This is a genomic window from Paenibacillus validus NBRC 15382, assembly GCF_004000985.1.
In the GTDB taxonomy this organism is placed as follows: Bacteria; Bacillota; Bacilli; order Paenibacillales; family NBRC-103111; genus Paenibacillus_G; species Paenibacillus_G validus.
The window spans coordinates 1-792 of the sequence record NZ_BIMH01000128.1; the positions used below are offsets into that span (position 1 = coordinate 1).

The 792-nt window shown below is 43.8% G+C and carries 1 protein-coding gene; it reads right to left on the reverse strand.

Features of this window, described 5'->3' with window-relative positions; genetic code table 11:
* Positions 1-35: 35 nt before the first annotated feature.
* A partial coding sequence (locus tag PVA01S_RS26360; RefSeq protein ID WP_127610836.1) for an IS3 family transposase occupies positions 36-792 on the reverse strand: 757 nt, incomplete at its 5' end.

Sequence of the window (792 nt, forward strand, 5' to 3'; positions counted from 1 at the left end):
AACTGTACCCCTTGTAAAGGACATTTTAAAAAAGCCTAGGCTGATTGAAGAAGATGATCTCTGTATTGAACAGGGGTCATCTTTTTTAAATTCCATTGGTATCTAAAATGGTTGTAATAGGTCATGTACTCCTTGATCTCCCGTTTTACCTCATCCAAAGTCGCACAAGGTTTGATGGAGGCCTGATCTTTGAAATGGCCAAAAAAGGATTCCTGGGGTGCGTTATCCCAGCAGTTTCCGCGTCTGGACATCGACTGTCTGAATCCCATCTTCTTAACCAGTTTCTGAAAATCCGGATGCGTATAATGGGTTCCCTGATCAGAATGGATGAAGGCACCGTCTGCTTTTTTGCACCTTCGATTTGTCTTCAGCTTTCGCAGGGTGTCGATCGCCAGGTCCATCGTGATTCGGTCTGATACATGATAAGCCAGGATTTCATTGGTTGAACCGTCCTTGATCGTTGACAAGTAGGCTTTTTTTCCTGAGCCATAATATAAATAGGTGATATCCGTCAGTAATACCTTGCCGGGGACATCCTGCTTAAATTCCCTGTTCAGCAGGTTAGGAACCACCCTGTGCTCCTGAGTTGCCTTCATCATCCGTTTATAGGGATTGGCTTTCCTGAACGGACACACAATGCCGTATTTCTTCATGATTCTCCGGATGCGTTTTAGATTGTAGACAACCTTAAATTGCCCCTCCAGTGTCATCTTGATGGAACGGGCCCCTTTTTTGCGTCTTTTGAAATGGAAGGCTTTTAGGATTATTTCTTTTACCTGTTCATCTTTCTGA